Raw genomic sequence first — 17,446 nt, 5'->3', positions numbered from 1 at the left:
AATGTGTACATAAGTACATTTATCTTTTTGTGACTTGTGAAAGCGATTGCTTAAAAGAGATGGGGGTGATATTGGAAAAGAGCTTTTTGAAAGATTTTTAGATAAAAACATAGTGGAAAGGGGGATTATAATGTTTAATAAAAGAATATTAGGGTTTTTATTGTCATTTCTTTTAATTTTTACAGCAGTGTTTGGCTCAATGCCTATGGAATTTGCAAAAGCTGAGACAGATACAGCACCAGCGACTGCTGTTGTGGCAGGCAATTTTCAGTCAAAACTTGGGGATACCGACTGGAAGGGCGACAGCAGCATAACAGTAATGACATATAAAGGCAATGGTTTTTATGAATACACGACACATACTGCATTACCTGCAGGTGATTATGAGTATAAAATAGTTTTGAATGGGAGTCAGTGGATACCAGATGGTTTTGGAAATAATTTAAAATTTCATCTTGATAAAGACTCTGTAGTGACTTTTTATTACAATTACAGTACTTCAAGTGTTACTGATTCTACAAAATATACACCAATTCCGGAAGAAAAACTTCCAAGAATTGTAGGTACTATACAATCAGCAATAGGAGCAGGTAGTGACTGGAGTCCAGAAACTTCTACAGCCGTAATGAGGGATTACAAATTTAATAATGTATACGAATACACTGCAAACGTTCCAAAAGGAAATTATGAGTTTAAAGTGACTTTAGGGCCTCATGGGATATAAATTATGGCTTAAATGGTGAACAAAATGGGCCAAATATTCCTTTGAATGTAGCCTATGATACTAAGATTACATTTTACTATGATTCGGTTTCACATAAAATATGGACGGATTATAATCCACCTCTTACAGGACCTGATAATAACATATATTATGACGATTTAAGACATGACACTCATGACCCATTCTTCCGCTCGCCTTTCGGTGCAATAAAAACGGGAGATACTGTGACATTAAGAATACAAGCAAGAAATCACGACCTTGAGTCAGCTAAGATTTCCTATTGGGATGATATTAAGAAAACAAGAATAGAAGTACCCATGTACAAAATCGGTCAAAGTCCTGATGGGAAATATGAATACTGGGAAGTTAAGTTAAGCTTTGACCATCCCACAAGAATTTGGTATTACTTTATACTTAAAGACGGGACAAAAACTGCTTATTACGGAGATAACGATGAACAATTGGGGGGTGAGGGTAAAGCCACAGATACTGTAAATAAAGACTTTGAACTTACTGTATATGATAAAAATTTAGACACCCCTGATTGGATGAAAGGTGCAGTAATGTATCAGATATTTCCTGACAGGTTTTACAATGGAGACACCTCAAATGACCATGCAAGAACTTTGAGTCGAGGAAGTGACCCTGTAGAATTCCATGATGACTGGTACGAACTTCCTGATAATCCAAATGACAAAGATAAACCCGGTTACAAATATGACGGTATATGGAACAATGACTTCTTTGGAGGTGATTTAAAAGGAATAGATGATAAACTTGATTATCTAAAAGAACTTGGAATATCAGTAATTTACCTTAACCCAATTTTTGATTCTCCTTCAAATCACAAATATGATACTGCTGATTACTCAAAAATAGACCCTATGTTTGGAAATTTAGATGTGTTTAAAAAACTCATGGAAGATGCCCATGCAAAAGGGATTAAGGTAATACTTGATGGCGTTTTCAACCATACGAGTGATGATAGCATTTACTTTGATAGATATGGGAAATATTTAGACAAAGGACTAGGCGCTTATCAGGCATGGTTGCAAGGAGATCAGGCAAAGTCTCCATACGGTGAGTGGTATGAAATAAAGCCTGATGGAACATATGAAGGATGGTGGGGATTTGACAGCCTACCTGTCATAAGGCAGATAAATGGCAGTGAGTACAACGTTAAAAGCTGGGCAGACTTTATCATAAATAACTCTGATGCGATATCTAAGTATTGGCTAAATCCTGATGGAGACACAAATGCAGGTGCAGATGGATGGAGATTGGATGTAGCAAATGAAGTATCCAATGACTTTTGGACACATTTTAGAAATTCCATTAATACTGTGAAATCGAATGCACCAATGATTGCAGAAGTTTGGGAGGATGCATCATCTTATTTACTTGGAGACTCCTTTAATTCGGTTATGAATTACCTTTTTAGAAATGCAGTAATTGACTTTATATTGGATGAATCATTTGATGATGGAAATGTGGTTCATAATCCTATAGATGCGGCAAAACTTAACCAAAGGCTTATGAGTATATACGAGAGATATCCTCTTCCAGTATTTTATTCTACTATGAATCTTTTAGGTTCTCATGACACCATGAGAATATTAACGGTATTTGGATATAATTCTGCTGATGAAAATCAAAATTCTCAGGCTGCTAAAGACCTTGCAGTCAAAAGGCTTAAACTTGCCGCAATATTGCAAATGGGCTATCCGGGAATGCCTTCTATTTACTATGGCGACGAGGCAGGACAATCCGGTGGAAAAGACCCAGATAACAGGAGAACATTCCCCTGGGGAAGGGAAGACAAAGATCTCCAGGATTTCTTTAAGAAAGTCGTAAACATAAGGAATGAAAATCAAGTTTTAAAAACAGGAGACCTTGAGACACTTTATGCAAATGGCGATGTTTTTGCCTTTGGAAGAAGAATTATAAATGGAAAAGACGTTTTTGGAAAATCTTATCCTGACAGTGTGGCGATTGTTGTAATTAATAAAGGTGACGCAAAACAAGTTTCAATAGATACCACTAAATTTATAAGAGATGGTGTGACATTTACAGATGCCTTAAGTGGCAAGACATATACTGTTAATGATGGACAAATTGTTGTAGAAGTTGGATCAATGGATGGAGCTATACTCATTTCAGATCCAGGACAGAATTTGACAGCGCCTCAGCCAATTCAAGACCTTAAAGCAGTCTCAGGAAATGGCAAAGTAGACCTTTCATGGAGTGCAGTAGACAGAGCAGTGAGTTATAATATCTATCGTTCAACAGTTAAAGGAGGACTATATGAAAAAATAGCTTCAAATGTTACGCAAACCAGCTATACTGATACAGATGTTACTAATGGTTTAAAGTATGTGTATGCTGTAACAGCCGTAGATAATTATGGAAATGAAAGTGCTTTAAGCAATGAAGTCGAAGCATATCCAGCATTTCCTATTGGCTGGGCGGGAAATATGAATCAAGCCGATACACATGTAATAGGCGTAAATAATCCAGTTGAAGTGTATGCTGAAGTATGGGCAGAAGGCTTACAGATAAACCTGGCCAAGGGGAAAATATGATAGCGCAACTTGGCTACAGATACCTTGGCAATACTGTAGGAGATGCTGTGTACAGTGCCGTATATAACAGAGTGGAAGGTGTTGCTATAAATAGTGACTGGACGTGGGTTGATGCACAATATGTAGGGGATTCTGGAAATAATGACAAATACATGGCTAAATTTGTACCTGACATGGTAGGCACATGGGAATACATTATGAGATTTTCTTCTAACCAAGGTCAAGATTGGACACAGACAGATGTTAAACAATTTACTGTAGTTCCATCTAATGATTCAGTTCCTCCAACTGTTCAAGTCTTACAGCAACCAGGAATTGAATCCTCAAGAGTTACACTTAACTGGAGTCCGTCAGCTGATGATGTTGCTATTTACGGCTACGAAATCTATAAGTCTTCAAGTGAGACTGGCCCATTTGTGAAAATTGCTACTGTATCTGACAGTGTGTATAACTACGTAGATACAGATGTAGTAAATGGCAATGTGTATTATTATAAAGTTGTGGCAGTTGATACCTCCTATAATAGGAGAGCATCAAATACAGTAAAAGCGACACCTGACATGATACCTATAAAAGTGACATTTAATGTCACAGTGCCTGATTATACCCCTGATGATGGAGTAAATATTGCTGGAAACTTCCCGGATGCTTTTTGGAATCCAACTGCTCAGCAAATGATAAAGACTGGACCTAACACATACAGTATTACACTTACTTTAAATGAGGGTACAAAGATTGAGTATAAATATGCGAGAGGGAGCTGGGATAAAGTAGAAAAGGGCGAATACGGAGAGGAAATTGACAATAGGAAGGTAACTGTTACCAATCAAGGTTCAAATACAATGGTAATAAATGACACAGTACAAAGATGGAGAGATTTGCCGATATATATTTATTCTCCAAAAGACAACACTACTGTCGATGCAAATACGAGTGAAATAGAGATTCGCGGCAATACTTACAAAGGTGCGAAAGTAACTATAAATGATGAATCTTTTGTGCAACAAGAAAATGGAGTATTTACAAAAGTGATTCCTTTAGAATATGGCGTAAATACTATCAAAATACATGTAGAGCCCAGTGGCGACAAGAATAATGAACTTACAAAAGATATAACAATAACTGTTACAAGAGAAAAGCCCGGCCATGAGAGACAACCTACGCCTACTTCACCAACAGAACCATCGGAGGAAGTATCACAAGGCAGAGTAGTTGTAGAAAATAACACAACAATTCTTAAAGTAGACGAAAACAAAGTGGCAAAAGACATAAAAGACACTTCAAAACAAGAAATACAATTTGACTTAACAAACATAGGAACTACCCCTCAAAAAGCATTAGAAATACCTGTAACTGTGTTTAATTTAATAGTAGAATATAACAAAAACGTAGTAGTAAAATTAGACGAAGTAGCCCTTCAATTTGATGCAAAAACTTTGACAGTCTCACAAGAAACAATTGACCTCATAAACAAAGCAGGAACAATAAAACTTAACATACACAACAAAGGCAAAAAGGAAGCTTCAACTTTCGAGCCTGTAACAGATGCCTATGACATAACAATAAAAGCAGGAGACAAAGACATAAAAATAGGGTCACCTGTAAAAATGACATTTAACATAGAAGGTGCAAAAGACATAAGGAAAGTAGGAGCATACTACTTAAACGAGACGACAAATCAATGGGAATACATAGGAGGAAAAATTGACAGAGAGACAAATACAATAACATTTGAAGCGAAACACTTCTCAACCTATGCAGCTTTTCAATACAACAAACAATTCAAAGACGTATCAAAAGACAATTGGGCATATGACGTAATAAATGTACTGGCATCAAGGCACATAATAAAAGGGATAGATGAAAACACCTTTTTACCAAACAAAAAAATAACCAGAGCAGAATTTGCAGCATTAATGACAAGGGCATTAGGGATAGAAGAGAAGCCTTACAAAGGACAATTCAATGACGTAAAAGAAGGGGCATGGTATGCAAACGCAGTAGAAGCAGCATACAAGGCTGGTATAATATTAGGAGACGGTAAGAATATGAGCCAAATGACCCAATAACAAGAGAAGAGATGGCAGCAGTAATAATGAGAGTATACGGAAAGCTTGTAGAGTACAGAGAGGACAACATAGGCAATACCACTTTCAGTGATAACAACAAGATAAGCGAATGGGCAAAGAATGCAGTAGCAAATGCAGTAAAGCTTGGTATAGTAAAAGGATATAAAGATAACACCTTCAGGCCCAAAGAGAACGCCACAAGAGCAGAGGCAGCAGCTATGCTTTACAGAGTCTTAGAAAAAACGGGAAATATATAAATGAATGCGCCTTTTCTGGCGCATTTTTTCATTGGTTGTTTACCACCTATGTGCGGCAGAAAGTACATACAGGAGAAACAGAAGGAAAACCGCATACCTGACAAGTTATTTTTGGAGGACGTGCAGAAATTGCAAAGACCTACTTGCCATTGCCTTACTTCAACAAAATTTCCTTAAAAAATTTACAAAAAAATAGTATTATATAGTTGAAAGAACTTAAGAGGGAGTGAAAAATTTTGAAAGAAATACAAGCAAAAAAAATTACTGAAATAGTAAAATTGCTATGTATTGAAGCTAATTATGAATTACCTCAAGATATATTTACAAGTTTAAAAGAAAGAATAAAAGAGGAAATAAGCCCTTTAGGTAGGGAAATTTTAAAAGATATAATTGCAAATGCTGAAGTAGCAAAAACACAAAGGATGCCTATATGTCAAGACACAGGAATAGTAATAGTTTTTGTAGAGATGGGACAAGAAGTACATATAGTAAATGGCAGTTTAGAAGAAGCGATAAATGAAGGGGTAAGACTGGGGTATGAGGAGGGGTATTTGAGAAAGTCTGTTGTAAAAAGTCCAATTTTACGAATAAATACAGGTGATAATACTCCTGCAATAATCCATTATCATATTTGTAAAGGTGATAAATTTTCAATAACTGTAATGCCTAAAGGGGCAGGGAGTGAAAACATGAGCGCTTTAAAAATGCTGAAACCTTCTGAAGGAGTAGAAGGAGTTAAGAGTTTTGTTATAGAAACAGTTGAAAAAGCTGGTCCAAATGCTTGTCCTCCATTAATAGTAGGAATAGGTATTGGAGGAGACTTTGAATATGCTCCATATCTTGCAAAAAAAGCCTTGTTAAGAGATATAGGGCAAAGAAATCCAGATAAAATGTTAGCTAAATTAGAGGAAGAATTATTGCGAGAAATAAATATGTTGGGAATTGGCCCCCAAGGCTTAGGTGGAAAAAACACTGCTCTTGATGTTCATATTGAAACTTATCCTACCCATATAGCTTCTCTTCCTGTAGCTGTCAATTTAGGATGTCATGTTACAAGACATGCTACTTTTATATTATAGTATGTAGGAGGTAATGAGATGTATAAAAGAGTAAATACGCCTTTGACTGAAGAAATAATAGACCAGCTTAATGCAGGGGACTTAGTATTGTTATCAGGAGAAATCTATACAGCAAGAGATGAAGCTCATAAAAGAATGATAGAGTCATTAAAGAAAGGAAGGGAATTACCTTTTGAGATAAAAAATAGTATAATTTATTATGTAGGGCCATGTCCTCCTAAACCGGGACAAGTTGTAGGAAGTTGTGGCCCTACCACAAGCGGAAGAATGGATAAATACACACCGGTATTAATTGAATTGGGATTAAAAGGCATGATAGGAAAGGGGTATAGGAGTAAAGAAGTCATAGAAGCCATGAAAAGGTATAAAGCGGTCTATTTCACTGCTATAGGAGGAGCAGGAGCATTATTGGCACAAAAAGTAAAAAAAGCTGAAATAGTGGCTTATGAAGATTTAGGTACGGAGGCTATCTATAAATTTTTTGTTGAGAATTTCCCTGTTATTGTTACTATAGATATTTATGGCAATAATTTATATGACATTGAAAGAAAAAAATATAAAACTAATTTAAAAAGGTGATAAAAATGGCGCTTTTACCCTTGAAAGAATTGTATTTAGAGTGTTTACATTGTACAAAATGTGACCTTAGTAAAACGAAAACTAATATGGTTTTTGGAGAAGGAAATTTAAGAGCAAAAGTTATATTTGTGGGAGAAGGACCAGGAAGAGATGAAGATTTACAAGGAAGACCTTTTGTAGGAAGAGCTGGCCAACTTCTTAATAAAATGCTAGAGGAGGTTGGATTAAAAAGAGGAGAAGTCTATATTGCTAATATAGTAAAGTGTAGACCACCAAACAATAGAGTGCCTTTGCAAAGTGAAGTTGACGCATGTTTACCTTATTTAAGAAACCAAGTTGCAATAATAGCTCCTAAAATAATAGTATGTCTTGGAGCGACTGCAGCAAAGGCTATAATAGACAAAAATTTTAAAATAACGGTAATGAGAGGCCAATGGTTTGAAAGAAAAGGCGTCAAAATAATAGCAACTTACCATCCAGCTGCAATTTTGAGAGACCCTGAAAAATTAGAGCCTGCAATGGAGGACTTTAAAAAAATTAAAGAGGAATTAGATAAGTTATTGTAATTTGTTCATAAGCGTAGAGGAATAAAAATTTAGGAAAAATGAAGTTGATATTTTTATACTACTGGAATGAGTTTGACTCTTTTAGTTCCACTTTTAAGATTGTATGATTAGAAGTTAAATAACGAATAGGAGTTTCTTGACAAAAAGCTATAGGCTTTTTTAGAAGATTATAGTTCTTATTAACTAGGTATAAATTTTTTAGTAGTCTTTTTTTGTGGTAATATAAATCTTCTTGTTTACAAACAGTAATAGATGTTAAAATCGATGGAGCTGTGAGCAAACCAATGTAACGGAGTGATTTTGAAAAAGTAATCTGATAAAACCGGTACGGATAAGAATCAGAAAAATAGCAACTGGAAAAGTTAAAAATAGGAATTACATCCTGAAGAGCTTTAGGAAGTTTGCCTTTAATATCATCAAGTAAAGGCTGTACTGAAGAAGTAGCAGCGAAACTAAAAGGTGAGGATAATTCACTTACTTCAACATAATTTTGTATTTGAAAAAGTTTAAATATAGAACCTATTTTAAAAAGGGCTAAAGCATAATCATAACCGAAGGAAACGGCAGCACCTCGGGCTAGTTGTATTAATGGTGTAAATTCGTAAATTTTACCGCAAGTTTGTGGTAAAAAATCTTCAGTTAAATAAACAGCTTCATTTTCAACCCAATATATTCCTGGAGAATGAGGGGCAAAAAAATTTTTAAGCTGTTGTACATAAGGTGATACTGCAACCACAAAATTGTCAGCTATTAATAATGATTTTTCTCGTTTATGAAAACCGAGATGTGGGTAATTTTGGGATTTTAGTATTATTCCTTGATTAAATTTGTTTATTGTATAAACTGCTTTGTTCTCTTTTTCTGGATAAACCAATCCAAAAGGTGTAATTATGGAAATTACTTTAGCTTTTTTAATTTGATCTTCGTTTTCTTCTAATTTTTGCAAAAGCTTTTGTGGAGCTACTTGCAAGATTTTAACTGATTTTTGTAAATTTTGAGGATAAACAGAAAAATCACTAAATTGTTCTGGGACAAGCCTAAGATGGATTATTGAACTCGTCTTATTTTCTGGTGAAAAAGAAAAGGGCGGGGTAAAATAGATTTTACTGACATTTTTTTTAGATAAACCCAGGACAGTAAGACAATGTTGCAATTCGTTTAAAAAAGTTTGTGAAGAAAATTTTCTCTCGTACAAAAGATATTTACCTGACCCAGCAATAATAGTTCCGTGTTGACCATTTATAAAAATTCCTAACGTAACTTTCAAAAAAATACCTCCTTTTCATGGTAGTAATCCCAATATAGTTTTTCTAGCGGCACGTAAATAGTTCGATAACCAAAACATTGGGGACCAACTACATCTAAAGCTTTATTGATTCTGAGTCGAAGTGGTGCCGGCAGACCTAGAAGCACTAGAGGCTGACCTTCATAAATTTCATTGTTATTTACTGGTTTAAGTTTATTTAGATCAATTGCGGAAATTAAATCGGGTACACTAGCGCTATATGACCATTTTTGAACGCAAGTAAATTCTCATATTGAAAAAGAAGTTGTAATTCTTCACCTTTTGGTGAGATTAGTGTTGCTGCTTTCCACTTGGCAGTTTCATATGCGGATATATTTTTATGGTACCTTGAAAATTTCGACTATAGGACCATAAAAAGAATTAGAAGTTACCTCTAAAAGCAAGTTGAATAGCTCGTGGTAATTATCAGCATGTAAAAAGCATTCACCTATTTCACGGGCAAAAGTTAGAGTACTTGGAAGTAAAACTTTTTTTAATACGGAACCGGAATAAGGAAAGCCTGCAAAATAACCAACTCCTCCTTGTTGGCAAACAATCTGGCGCGTATTAAGTTCTAAAAGAAATGTATCTTGCTTTTCAAGGAACAGATGCACGTTATAACTGCCATCAACTAGTACCAAAGGGGTAACAGGTAAGTTTTCAAGATGATAAGTAGTCATTTGTAGTTCGGGGAAAGCTCTTCCCATAGCATCACCATCAATAACTGGCAAACCAGTTTGAAGTGCTGCTAAAAGTGGATAAAAGATATTAACTCCTGCTCCTTCAACAATTGAGATTCCATTAAACTGGAACCCAGTATATTTTTCTAATTCCTCAATGGCAATACTAGCTTCTTTACCCGAGGTAAATTTTCTTCACATAATTCCGGTGAACCTAAAAGACCTATACCGCAGAAAAAGTTACTTTCAGACAATTCATCAAGGGTTAGTAAAGGAATAACACGGTTTTGTAAAGCTTTATCCAGTACGGATGCCAAAAGTTCACTTTTTCCTCCACCACCCGAACCAAGAAAAATACTGCCATACCAAAGTGGTTCAATCCAATCAGAGGTAATTTCTTGCATATTCACACCTACCTTATGTGATATTTTTTAAGCCAACGATAAAGGGTTGCTAAACTAATGCCTAATTCTTGAGCAATCAATTTTTTTGATTGTGTAGATTTGCCATATTTAGCTAATAAAATTTCCAATTGATTTTTGAGCTGTTCATCTTCAATAAATGAATGTTCGCTTTTAACGTTAGTAAACTGATATTTATTAAAGGATACGCCATTTTGTAAGTACTTCGGTAAATACTGTGGAGTGATTATATCGTCTTTACAAAGTGAAACGGCGTAAGTTACTACATTCTTTAATTCTCGTATGTTTCCTGGCCAGCTGTAATTCTGAAGAATTTCAATAGTTTCTGGACTGAAAATTTTAAATGGTTTATCTTGTTCAAGACAGATATTTTTTAAATAAAAGTCTAAAAGAAGAAGGATATCATCTCGGCGCTCACGTAGTGCTGGTATGTAGACTGGGAAAACACTTAAGCGGAAAAAAAGGTCTTCTCTAAATAATTTAGCATCAATTAATTCTTTTAAATTTTTATTAGTTGCTGCAATAACCCTTATATCAACTGGACGAGAAATAGTAGCACCAATTCGTTCTACTTGTCGGTCTTCCAAAACCCGTAATAATTTTGCTTGTAATGGTAAAGGCATGTCTCCAATTTCGTCAAGAAAAATTGTTCCGCCATTAGCAAGTTCAAATTTACCCGGTTTGCCACCGCGACGAGCACCTGTAAATGAACCATCTTCATAGCCGAAAAGTTCGCTTTCAAGAAGGTTTTCAGGGATTGCGGCGCAGTTTATGGCAATAAAAGGACCATCTTTTCGAGGACTTAAGTGATGAATATAACGAGCAAAAAGCTCTTTGCCTGTACCACTTTCACCTTGAAGAAGTATTGTATGCTCAGTTGCAGCTATTTGACGGATGAGTTTTTTATTTCAGTAAAATGATAGTTTTTACCTATAATAGCAAAAGAATAATCTTTGCTTGATGGACAAAAATTTACATTTTTTTGGAATGATTTGATTTTCCAGATTATTAAGCCTATTGGTTTATCATTTTTTACAAAGAGGTGATAATAAAAATTTCCCCATTGAGTTTTTATAAATCCTTCTGAACCATTGGCATCACCTAGTTTTTCCCAAATATCAGATGGAGAGAGCTGAACAAAAGAAGAATTTTGACTTAAGATTATTTGCCCTTTGTTGTTGAAGAGGTAGAATTCTATGTTTGATTGTTTTGCTAAAATTGCAATGTCTGTTCTAGTAATAAAATATTATTTGTTTTTTGTTCAGAAGCGAATGATGTTTCTAATACAATCTGCAAAAATTTAATGATTGAGGCAGGCGTTATTTTTAAATTTTTGCTACGTTTTTTAGGTAAAGCAACCAAAAAATTGTTCTTTTCTATTTTAAAAGAAAGTATTAAATCATAAGGGCAATTGTTGATATTTGGACAAGTGGGAGTACATGGTGGTGACCAAACATGATAGCCTGCTTTTGAAGGTGATATAAATGATAAACATTCTTTCTGAAGTTCGGTTACAAAACCAAAGGTTTCTTGAAGAGAATCAATCAAATTATTTCTCATAAATTTTATCACCGCTTTAAAATGAGAAATTTTGAGAAAAAGTGAGAATAAATGAGAAAAATACAGTGAATGCGTAAAATATAAACCGATTTATTTATTACAATTCTAATTCAAAGAAAACTTTATGTCAACATATTTTATCAATTATACACTCTTAAACGTTTTATTTTTCTCTCTTTTTAACTGATAACTTAAAAACAAATTGGCACGATATTTGCTATCTAATTTATTCAGAAATTTAAAGTTTTATAACTTTAAAGTAAAAAAGAAAAGATGTTTTGGAACAAAAAAGCAAACAAAATACCAAAGTATTGAATGAATCTTACAAGTTTAATTAAAAAATATCAAGACAGGGGGTCGTTATTGTGGAACAACATGCATTGGATCCGATTCCAGAGTCAGAAAAGAGACCATGGTATAGTATAGCCCTTATATGGGCAGGATCAATGATATGTGTATCATCTTTGATGGTAGGGGGAGCGATAGTCCAGGGCATGCCACTATTAGAGGCTATAATTGCTGGAGCTATAGGTTATACAATAATAATTGTATATATGACATTTCAAGGAATGCAGGGTGCTGATTTAGGGGTTCCCACCGTGGTTACGTCCTCATCGGCTTTTGGCAGAGAGGGGGCACGGTTTATAATTTCTGCTATTCTTGCAATATCCTGTATAGGATGGTTTGGAGTACAAGCAAGTGTATGTGGAGCTGCGTTTTCTCAAATAATGAACATGTGGCTTGGGATTTATATACCTGTATGGTTAAGTGGATTGGTATGGGGTATTATTATGCTAGTGACTGCTGTATATGGCTATAAGGCACTGGAATACTTAAATTATATTGCCATACCAGCGCTCGTATTTCTCTCTATAGTAGGTCTAATACAGGTTTTGACAACATTCGGTATAGAGAATTTGATAAATTATGTACCAAAAGATCGCTATTCCTGGAGTTATGCGATTGGTTTGGCTGTTGGAGGATTTGCAGTAGGAGGCGTCATTGCTGCTGACTTTTCAAGATATGCAAAAAGTAGGAAGGATGCTTTGACATCAGGACTTGTGGGTGTCTGGCCAGCGGGGATGTTTCTACTTGTAGTTGGGGCACTCCTCACTGTAGTAGCCGGTACATATGACATAACAATTGCTTTAGCTCAATTAGGGCTGGGATTTGTGGGTGCTGTAATCCTTATTTTGGCTACATGGACTACCAACACGGTAAACGCCTACTCAGGGGGGCTAGCTATTGTAAGCCTTTTTAACATGGAGAATAAATTAAGACCACTTATGACCTTTATAGCCGGTGCTATAGGCACTGTCCTTGCCATCATGGGCATATTAAACTATTTTACTTCTTTCCTTACTGTACTTACTGCAAGTATACCGCCTATTGCCGGTAGCATGATTGCGGATTACTGGATATGCAAAAAAGGAAATAGAAATATGTGGGAGGCTGGTATTGTAGATATTAACTGGATAGGAATAGCATCATTGGTTATAGGCTTTATTGTGGCATTGTTTATGAAAACAGGTATTTCAGCCATAAATGGCATAATATCTTCAATGGTATGCTATTTGGTATTGTATTATGTATTGAAAGTGTCAAAATCAGCTACTGCTTTGCATTGAGGAAAAAAATAGAAAGAAAATGGTTATGCATATAAAACGATAGTTTCCTTTTAGGGTCTTTGGGGTATCTCGAAATTTAATGTTCGGAGTTGTATAGTTTTTATATTTCAATATATCTTTACAAGGAGGTTATAGAAAATGAAGAAAGATATAGAAAAATTGGAGAAAATCGATTTACAAGCGGTGGAAGATATCGCAGTAGGGGCTGCTCTTCTTGGAACTGGGGGAGGAGGAGACCCTTATGTAGGTAAGCTTATGGCTATTCAATCTATACAAAGAAATGGTCCAGTAGAACTTATTGATGTGGAGAACATACCTGATGATGCATTAGTTGTTCCCGTGGCAATGATGGGAGCGCCGACAGTATTGGTAGAAAAGGTTCCTTCAGGAAAAGAGATTTTCAAGGCTTTCGATAGTCTCCAAAGTTTTCTTGGAAAGGAAGTATATGCAGTTCTTCCTATTGAAGCTGGTGGCGTTAATTCAATGATACCTATTATGGTTGCAGGTGAAAGAAAGGTACCATTGGTAGATGTAGATGGTATGGGAAGGGCTTTTCCAGAGTTGCAAATGGTAACATATCATCTTTATGGAGTTTCTGCAACACCTATGGTTTTAGCAGATGAAAAAGGTAATTCTATACTTTTACATACTATCAATAATTTCTGGACTGAAAGCCTTGCGAGGAACGCTACAGTAGTTATGGGTGGATCAGTTATGATAGCAATTTACCCGATGAGTGGAAAAGATGTAAAACAAGCAGGAATAAGAAATGTTGTATCTTATTCAGCACAAATTGGAAAAGCGATACGCGAAGCCCGCAAAAAAGGTGAAAATCCAATAGAGGCGCTTTTAGAGGTAACAGGTGGCTATATGCTTTTTAAAGGCAAAATTTCTGATGTGCAAAGGCGTACTACGTGGATTTGTTCGTGGAGAAGCTCATATAGACGGAATTGACCAATACAAAGGGGAAGCAATGATTATTGATTTCCAAAATGAAAATTTAATAGCACGTCGCAATGGGAAAGTTGTAGCTACAGTGCCTGACTTGATTTGTACCGTTGATGCCCATACAGCCTTACCTATAACCACCGAAGGATTACGTTATGGACAGAGAGTATTTATTATAGGAATTCCGTGTGATGAGAAGTGGAGAACTAAAAAAGGTATAGAAACAGTTGGTCCGCGTTACTTTGGATATGATGTTGATTATATACCTGTAGAAGAACTCAATAGAGGTTAAAAGGAGGTAGGAAAAAATGGAATATCGTATTGGAATTGATGTTGGTGGAACCAATACTGATGCAGTTTTAGTAGATGAAAATCTGGAATTAGTAGAGAGTGTTAAAGTACCTACTACTAAAGATGTTTCGAGCGGGATATTTGAAGCAATGAATAAAGTATTATATAAAAGCAAGATAGACCGAAAAAAAATAAAATATGCAATGTTAGGAACAACCCATGCTACGAATGCGGTTGCTGAGCGCAAAAGGCTTTGTAAAACTGCAATTATTCGAATTGGTAAACCCGCAACCGCAGCAATTGCTCCACTAGTTGATTGGCCTAAGGATTTAGTTGATGCAGTAGGAAATCACTATTACCTAATTGCCGGCGGAAATGAATTTGATGGTAGAGAGATAAGTCCATTGGATGAAAATGAGCTTCGTAAAATCGCTAAAGAAATTAAAGGCAAAGTAGAAAGTATTGCAATAGTATCTGTATTCTCTCCGGTTAACAATAAACATGAATTAAGAGCAAAAGAAATATTACAAGAAGTTCTTGGGGAAATACCAATATCTCTATCTCATGAAATTGGTTCCCTTGGCCTACTTGAAAGAGAAAATGCTACTGTTTTAAATGCTGCTTTAGTTGAAGTTGCTCGGACAACTGCTAATAGTTTTAAAGATGCTTTGAAAAGAGAGGGCCTTACAGAAGCTAAAATATATCTTTGTCAAAACGATGGAACTTTAATGTCGATTGATTATGCGATGCGTTATCCTATCTTAACAATTGCTTGTGGCCCTACAAACAGTATGCGTGGAGCAGCTTTTCTTAGCAAACTAGAAAATGCACTAGTACTTGATGTTGGTGGAACTACAAGTGACATTGGAGTAATTTCTCAGGGATTCCCTAGAGAATCTTCCATTGCCGTAGAGATTGGTGGAGTGCGGACAAACTTTAGAATGCCTGACTTAATTTCGCTTGCACTTGGCGGTGGTACTATTATTCGAGAAAAAAACGGCGAAATTAAGATAGGTCCTGAAAGTGTAGGATATAGAATTACCGAAGAGGCTTTGGTATTTGGAGGGAAAACCATAACTGCTACTGACATTGCAGTTCGTTTGGGATTGGCAGAAGTAGGTTCCAAGGAAAAAGTAAAAGATATACCTTTAGAATTTGCTAAACGCGTATATGCCAAAATGCAAGAAATGGTTAATGAAGCTATTGACAAGATGAAAACTAGTAAAGATCCACAACCTCTTGTGTTGGTTGGTGGTGGAAGCATTATTGTTGGTAATGAAATACATGGTGTAAGTGAAATAATAAGGCCGAATAATTTTGGAGTAGCTAATGCTTTAGGTGCTGCTATAGCCCAAGTTAGTGGAGAAGTAGACCGTATTTACTCTTTGAGCGAAATGAGCAGAGAAGCAGCATTAAATGATGCTAAGCAACGCGCAATAAATGAAGCAATAAAAGCAGGAGCTAATCCTGACACAATAGAGATTGTTTACGTTGAGGATATACCTTTAGCATATCTTCCAGGAAATGCGGTTAAAATTAGAGTTAAAGCTGCAGGTAGTTTAATTTAACAGACTTTAACAGCTCATATTCATCTTTTATATGAGAGATATGAGCTGCCAAAGAGATGGAAGCCAAGTCTGGTGGGGTCACTTACCTTACGAGTGGTAAGGCTGAAAGGCTTGAAATTACGCCTGCGGAGAGTATTATAACGCTCTATGAAGCAGGAAGCCACTTCCTATAACTTTGAAAAAACAAGGAGGGCTTTTTATGAAACTAAAAATTATTGTACCGATTACTTCGGATGAATTTAATGAAGAAGTTAAAAGGGAAATCAAACACTATGTAGATCCTGATGATTATGTTGATGTTGAAAATTTGGATTATGGTCCAGCATCCATCGAATGCGAATATGATGAAGCTATGGCTGTGCCAGATATCTTAAATAAAGTAAAGAAAGCTCAAGAAGAAGGATTTGAGGGTATAGTTATTGATTGTTTCGGGGATCCAGGGGTACATGCTGCCCGGGAACTTGTTGATATACCCGTGTGTGGTGGTTTCGAACCTCCTATGCAAATTGTGTTAGGACTTGGCCAAAACATTGGTGTTATTACAGTTTTACCGAATGTTGTTCCGATGTTGCACGATTTGGTTGCTAAAATGGGAATAGAAAAGAGGGTAAAATCGATAAGATATGTAAATATTCCGGTGTTAGATTTAGGAGACAAGCAGAAATTAGAGGATGCTTTATTTAAGGAAAGTTTGGAAGCTATTCAAAAAGAAAATGTTCACGTTATTGTATTAGGTTGTACAGGATGATGGGAGTAGCTCGGAATCTAATGAACAGGCTAAAAGAAAAGGGTTATGATGTTCCGGTAATAGATCCGGCCTTTGCTGCAGTAAGAATGGTTAAGACTTATGTGCGTATGGGATTAAAGCACAGCCGGTTGACCTATATGATTCCACCAGTAAAACTATATACTTGGTGGGAAAAATAGTAAAAAAAGAGTTGGAGTGGGTATTTTTTCTGCACCCACTCTTATTATATAACAGAATTTGAATAACGAATAAGAAAAGGTATCAGAAATTGAGTGTAAAAAATTATGACTATAATAATTGCAGATTGTTGTAATTAGGAGTATTTTAAAGCATAAATAAGTATAACACATGTAATTGCGAAAAATGATTTTATATGGCCTTTTACAGGTATTGAAGTAGAAACATAAAAATGATATATTAATAAACGTCGCTGCTGAGGCGACGGACAGCAAAGAAGGGA

Annotated in this window: 10 protein-coding genes and 3 pseudogenes; 9 read left to right on the top strand and 4 right to left on the bottom strand. The window is 35.7% G+C overall.

All coding sequences use genetic code 11. The annotated features are described in order from the left end of the window. Positions 1–130: 130 nt before the first annotated feature. The 4 genes and pseudogenes from JCM7501_RS09910 (at position 131) to JCM7501_RS09890 (ending at position 7,856) form a co-directional block, all read left to right on the top strand. Positions 131–5,632 (top strand): annotated as a pseudogene (locus JCM7501_RS09910) (alpha amylase N-terminal ig-like domain-containing protein). Positions 5,633–5,868: 236 nt separating this feature from the next. Further along, positions 5,869–6,711 carry a fumarate hydratase gene (locus tag JCM7501_RS09900; protein ID WP_028992387.1) on the top strand — a complete coding sequence of 281 codons (843 nt, stop codon included), beginning with the start codon at positions 5,869–5,871 and terminating at the stop codon, positions 6,709–6,711. An 18-nt stretch (positions 6,712–6,729) separates the two neighbouring features. Further along, the gene (locus JCM7501_RS09895) at positions 6,730–7,290 is read left to right on the top strand and encodes a Fe-S-containing hydro-lyase (protein ID WP_028992388.1); all 561 of its coding nucleotides are present in this window, start codon (positions 6,730–6,732) and stop codon (positions 7,288–7,290) included. Positions 7,291–7,295: 5 nt separating this feature from the next. Next, a complete protein-coding gene (locus JCM7501_RS09890; protein ID WP_012994245.1) occupies positions 7,296–7,856 on the top strand; it encodes a uracil-DNA glycosylase in 561 nt (186 codons plus the stop codon). 58 nt (positions 7,857–7,914) lie between these two features. Here JCM7501_RS09890 and JCM7501_RS09885 read toward each other — a convergent pair whose 3' ends face one another. The 4 genes and pseudogenes from JCM7501_RS09885 to JCM7501_RS15085 form a co-directional block, all read right to left on the bottom strand. Then, positions 7,915–9,123 (bottom strand): hypothetical protein, encoded by a 1,209-nt coding sequence (locus tag JCM7501_RS09885; protein WP_028992389.1) that lies wholly within the window; start codon positions 9,121–9,123, stop codon positions 7,915–7,917. After that, positions 9,120–10,225, bottom strand: a pseudogene (locus JCM7501_RS09880) (DUF917 domain-containing protein). Before JCM7501_RS09880 ends, JCM7501_RS09885 begins: the two are co-directional and overlap by 4 nt. An 8-nt stretch (positions 10,226–10,233) precedes the next feature. Next, on the bottom strand, positions 10,234–11,109 hold the full coding sequence (locus JCM7501_RS15090) for a sigma-54 interaction domain-containing protein (RefSeq protein ID WP_256201378.1): 876 nt from the start codon (positions 11,107–11,109) through the stop codon (positions 10,234–10,236). A gap of 346 nt (positions 11,110–11,455) precedes the next feature. Beyond that, the gene (locus JCM7501_RS15085) at positions 11,456–11,803 is read right to left on the bottom strand and encodes a hypothetical protein (RefSeq protein ID WP_028992391.1); all 348 of its coding nucleotides are present in this window, start codon (positions 11,801–11,803) and stop codon (positions 11,456–11,458) included. Between the two features lie 365 nt (positions 11,804–12,168). Here JCM7501_RS15085 and JCM7501_RS09870 point away from each other — a divergent pair, with 365 nt between their 5' ends. The 5 genes and pseudogenes from JCM7501_RS09870 to JCM7501_RS16675 all read left to right on the top strand — a co-directional run bounded on the left by JCM7501_RS09870 (position 12,169) and on the right by JCM7501_RS16675 (position 17,165). Further along, positions 12,169–13,431 (top strand): cytosine permease, encoded by a 1,263-nt coding sequence (locus JCM7501_RS09870; RefSeq protein ID WP_013149583.1) that lies wholly within the window; start codon positions 12,169–12,171, stop codon positions 13,429–13,431. A 138-nt stretch (positions 13,432–13,569) separates the two neighbouring features. Next, positions 13,570–14,671 (top strand): annotated as a pseudogene (locus JCM7501_RS09865) (DUF917 domain-containing protein). A gap of 16 nt (positions 14,672–14,687) precedes the next feature. Further along, the gene (locus JCM7501_RS09860; RefSeq protein ID WP_013149584.1) at positions 14,688–16,238 is read left to right on the top strand and encodes a hydantoinase/oxoprolinase N-terminal domain-containing protein; all 1,551 of its coding nucleotides are present in this window, start codon (positions 14,688–14,690) and stop codon (positions 16,236–16,238) included. Between the two features lie 199 nt (positions 16,239–16,437). Further along, complete coding sequence (locus JCM7501_RS09855) at positions 16,438–16,986, top strand: aspartate/glutamate racemase family protein (RefSeq protein ID WP_256201373.1); 549 nt, start codon at positions 16,438–16,440, stop codon at positions 16,984–16,986. 20 nt (positions 16,987–17,006) lie between these two features. Further along, positions 17,007–17,165: a hypothetical protein gene (locus tag JCM7501_RS16675; protein WP_256201372.1), complete on the top strand. Its 159-nt coding sequence runs from the start codon at positions 17,007–17,009 to the stop codon at positions 17,163–17,165. Positions 17,166–17,446: the final 281 nt, after the last annotated feature.

The sequence above is a fragment of the Thermoanaerobacter thermocopriae JCM 7501 genome, assembly GCF_001310975.1.
Taxonomy (GTDB): Bacteria; Bacillota; Thermoanaerobacteria; order Thermoanaerobacterales; family Thermoanaerobacteraceae; genus Thermoanaerobacter; species Thermoanaerobacter thermocopriae.
This window is presented reverse-complemented; position numbering and strand designations above follow the sequence as displayed.